Here is a 4,926-nt window from a genome sequence, read left to right as displayed (position 1 = left end):
GTTTCACTTTGTTCTACCCAACCAATTTAAAATATTTACAGCATATTTCATCTACATGATGTACAGAACAGGCAAGACTTGTACTGAGCGGTTAGTGAGCGGAGTCGAACTATGTCGAAGTGTGCCTGTGCTACAAGGGTTAAGAATATTAGGATTATACTGAAAATATTTACAAAATTTGGTCATACACCAATGCACACAGAAAAAGAATTTGAACACACCATCGAAGGGGAACTACTGCAACACAGTGGCTACCACCAGGGAAACGCCGCAGAATACGACCCAGAAACCGCCCTTTTCCCCACAGAAATCATCAATTTCATCCAAACCACCCAACCTAAACAATGGCAACGCCTAGCCACCAATAAAGACCCCCAAAAAATCCTCATAGATAGCCTCACCAAAGAACTCAAAAGCCGGGGAATGCTAGATGTCCTCCGTAATGGTTTCAAATGCTACGGTAAAACCTTACGAGTCGCCTACTTCCAACCTAACACCGCCATGAACCCCGACACCTTGGCACAGTATCAAAAAAATCGCCTCACCATCACCCGCCAAGTGACAATTAAAACCGGACGTATACCTGATATCCTCCTCAGTCTCAACGGCCTACCCATCGCCACCATCGAACTGAAAAACCCCCTCACCCAGCAAACCTACCTCAACGCCATCCACCAATACAAACAGGATAGAGACCCCAAAGACCCCCTATTTGTCTTTAAACAACGGTGCTTAGTCCACTTTGCCCTAGACACAGAAGAAGTATGGATGACCACCAAACTAGCAGGAGAAAATACTTACTTCCTCCCCTTCAACAAAGGCCATAACCACGGTGCTGGCAACCCACCGGGGGAAAATGGCGAATATCGCACCAGTTACTTTTGGCGAGAAGTATTAGCAAAAGATAGTTTATTAGATATATTAGCCCGATTTTTACACATCAAAATAGAAGAAATCAAAACACCCACAGCCACAGGAATTAACTATCAAAAAAAAGAAACTTTAATTTTCCCCCGCTATCATCAACTTAATGTAGTTCGTCAATTAATTGCACATACCAAAAAATATAAAGCCGGACATAATTATTTAATTCAACATTCCGCAGGTTCAGGAAAATCAAACTCTATTGCATGGTTGGCACATCGGTTAGCCAACCTCCACGATAACCAAGATGAAAAAATCTTTCATACCGTCGTCGTTATCACCGATAGAACCATCTTAGACCAACAATTACAAAACACCATTTATCAATTTGACCATAAAGCCGGAGTGGTGCAAAAAATAGATGAAAACACCCAACAACTAGCCACAGCTTTAAATGATGGTGTACCAATTATTATTTCCACTATTCAAAAATTCCCCTTTATTAATAAAGCGATCGAAACCTTAGCTAAAAAAGGTAAAACCATAGACATCACCACCAAAGATAAACGCTTTGCTATTATAGTAGATGAGGCACATAGTTCCCAAAGTGGAGAAACCGCCAATGAACTGCGGCAAATTCTCAATAAAGATGGCATTGAATCAGCCATTGCTGCCCAAATTTTAGCAGATGAAACAGAAGAAGAAGACTTAACAGACCAAGCCAAACAAGAACTATTAAAAGAACAAATTGCCCGCACCAAACAACCTAACTTGAGTTATTTCGCCTTTACAGCTACACCCAAACAAAAAACCCTGCTGGTATTTGATGAACCAGGAGAAAACGGTCAATCTCCCTTTCATCTTTACACCATGCGGCAAGCAATTGAAGAGGGATATATTAAAGATGTACTAGCCAATTATACCTGCTATGAAAGGTATTATCAACTTTTCCGCACCTCAGAAGAAAATCCCGATTTACCCCGTCGCCAAGCAGCCAAAGCCATTGCCAGATTTATCGAATTTCACCCCCATAACATCGCCCAAAAAGTAGAAATTATTATCGAACATTTCCGCAACCATACCCGTCATAAAATAGGCGGTAAAGCCAAAGCAATGGTTGTCACCCGTTCCCGTGAACACGCAGTAAGATATAAACTGGAATTTGATAAATATATTCAAGCAAAAGGCTATAGTGATATTAGATCTTTAGTCGCTTTCTCTGGTTCTATCACCTTAGATGAATTACCAGATGAAACATTTACAGAAGTCAACATGAATGGAGGAATAAAATCTCAAGAAATTGCTGATAAATTTACCAGTGATGCTTACCAAGTATTATTAGTAGCGAATAAATTTCAAACTGGATTTGACCAACCATTATTACATACAATGTTTGTAGATAAAAGGCTAGATGGAGTCCAAGCAGTGCAAACTTTATCTCGCCTCAATCGTACCACCACAGGGAAAGAAGACACCTTTGTACTGGATTTTGTCAACAAACCAGAGGACATTTACAAAGCTTTTAAACCTTACTACGAAGAAACCCCCGTAGGAGAAACAGCAGACCCCCAACAATTAAATGATTTATCCTATCAACTTTATCAATGGCAACTTTTTAGCCTAGATGATGTTAACCAATGGTGTGAAATTTGGTTTCGTCCTAAAACTTCCTTGACTGGCGGTGAACATCAAAAATTAAATAGTTTATTAGATCCAATTGTAGACAAATATAAAGAATTAGCAGAAGCAGAACAAGAACAATTTAAAAATCAATTAACCAGCTTTCGTAATTTGTATTTATTCCTAGCGCAAATTATTCCTTATCAAGATTCAGAACTTGAAAAACTTTATGCTTACGGACGATTTTTACTCAAGAAATTACCCAAAAGTAAAAACGCTCCCCAAATTGATTTATCTGGGGATATAGAAATCAAATATTATCGCTTAGAAAAAATCAGTGAAGGAAAGATTGATTTAAAGTCAGGGACAGCAGAACCATTAACAGGTGCTACAGCAGTGGGAACTCGTCAACCAGATAGAGAAGTTCCCCTATCCCAGCTTATAGACTCTCTTAATGAACGGTTTGGGACTAATTTTACCCTAGCAGATCAGTTATTTTTTGAACAAATCACCGAAACAGCTATTAGTAAAGATCATATCAAACAAGCAGCCCAAGTCAACAGCAAAGAAAACTTCGCCCCTGTCCTAGAAAAGCATCTGGAAGCGTTGTTTATTGAACGCATGGACGGGAATGAAAAAATCTTTATGGAAGTGATGAATAATGAAGAATTTAAAGCGGTGGTGTTTGAGAAGTTATTGGCTAGTATTTATGAGAGTCTTAAAGGTGAGAATTTATGATAGTGCGATCGCCAATTCTGTAGGGTACGTTAATGAAATGTAACTAAAATTTCGTCAGGAGAAATAAGCTGTTACACAGCTAAATTGTATAATCCTAATATTCTGAACTCTTGTTTAACAGGCAAGATGCCTGTTCCACTTATACAAATTAAATGCACAACAGCTTAACTTTGGTGAAATCAGCACCATGTCCTATTGGCCATTAAACCATATTGCCTTTATCCAAAAAATGTGACACAATCATTACCGTATCTGTTTTTTCTCTGTAAATCAGATGGTGATAGGTGTGAAACTACGTCAACGCTATCAAATCAGCCGCGTTTTAGGTAGCGGTGCTTTTGGTGATACTTACCTAGCGCAAGATTTAGATTTACCTAACCATCCTCAGTGTGTGGTGAAACATTTGCAAATTAAACCACCCAATACCGCAGCAGCTTTACCTGTTGCTAGAAGGTTATTTGCACAGGAAGCAGAAACATTACAGAAGTTGGGATCTCATGATCAAATTCCTCGACTTTTCGCTTATTTTGAAGAAAATAATGAATTTTATTTAGTTCAGGAATTTGTTAAAGGTGAAGATTTAAGTAAGGAAGTTTATCCGCAAAATAAGTTACCTGAAAATCAGGTGAAAAAGTTACTGATCGAAATTTTAGAAGTTTTAAATTTTGTTCATCAACAAAATATGATTCACCGCGATCTGAAACCTCAAAATATCATGCGTCGCAGTGGGGATGGTAAGATTATGTTGATTGACTTTGGTGCAGTGAAGGAAACCATGACGGTAAACTCCCAAGGTCAAACTATTTTAACAGTTGCTATTGGTACTCCTGGTTATATGCCTAGTGAACAAACCGCAGGAAGTCCAAAATTAGCAAGTGATATTTATGCGGTGGGGATGTTGGGAATTTATGCCTTGACGGGAATACAACCCCATAAATTACCTAAAGATCCTACCACTGAAGAGGTAATTTGGCGCAATTGGGCAAATGTCAGTGAAGATTTTGCCAAGATTTTAACTAAAATGGTGCGTTATCATTTTAGCGAACGTTACCAAGATGCAGGACAAACACTAAAAGCTTTAACTCCTGCACCAGCACCAGCACCACCTCCACCAGCACCAGCACCACCTCCATCACTTCCTCCTCCAAAAACAGATCGTCGTCATTTTTTACAACTGGCTAGTGTTGCTGTTGGGAGTTTTGGTTTAGCGGTTGTTGCTAATAAGTTATTTTCTGGGAGTGGAGAAAAAATAACTTCAATTTTTACAACATCAAATAATTCCAACCTGAAAACCTTTAATTTTGAAGTTGTGAAAACCAACTCACAAGGAAGCATGATTAATAAAAGCAATGCTTCTGCAAGATACTATGAAGAGGATTTAGGAAACGGTGTAATTTTGGAAATGGTGGAAATACCAGGAGGAACATTCCTCATGGGTTCACCGGAAAGCGAAGCACAACGAGATTCCGATGAAGGTCCCCAACGTCAAGTAACTGTTCCCAGTTTCTTTATGGGTAAATATCCAGTAACACAAGAGCAATATGAAGCGATTATGGGGAATAATCCTTCTTATTTTCAAGGTAATGGTTCGACTTCGCTCACCAACCGTGGTTCGACTTCGCTCACCAACCGTGGTTCGACTTCGCTCACCAACCGTGGTTCGACTTCGCTCACCAACCGTGGTTCGACTTCGCTCACCAACCG

General features: G+C 39.3%; 2 protein-coding genes. Both read left to right on the top strand.

Features of this window, described 5'->3' with window-relative positions; translation table 11 throughout:
• The first annotated feature begins 192 nt into the window (after window positions 1-192).
• Window positions 193-3,222: a type I restriction endonuclease subunit R gene (locus tag PN497_RS12595; RefSeq protein WP_096566872.1), complete on the top strand. Its 3,030-nt coding sequence runs from the start codon at window positions 193-195 to the stop codon at window positions 3,220-3,222.
• Between the two features lie 274 nt (window positions 3,223-3,496).
• Window positions 3,497-4,926: bifunctional serine/threonine-protein kinase/formylglycine-generating enzyme family protein (locus tag PN497_RS12590; RefSeq protein WP_272110307.1), on the top strand; the 1,430-nt coding region annotated here is incomplete at its 3' end.

The sequence above is a fragment of the Sphaerospermopsis kisseleviana CS-549 genome (genome assembly GCF_028329225.1).
Lineage (GTDB): Bacteria > Cyanobacteriota > Cyanobacteriia > Cyanobacteriales > Nostocaceae > Sphaerospermopsis > Sphaerospermopsis kisseleviana.
The sequence above is the reverse complement of the archived record's forward strand: the minus strand, read 5'-3'. Positions and strand labels throughout refer to the sequence as shown.

What these genes read in the sequence shown, in the direction of transcription:
- PN497_RS12595 (WP_096566872.1), top strand. Translation starts at nt 193, where the DNA reads ATGCACACAGAAAAAGAATTTGAACACACCATCGAAGGGGAACTACTG.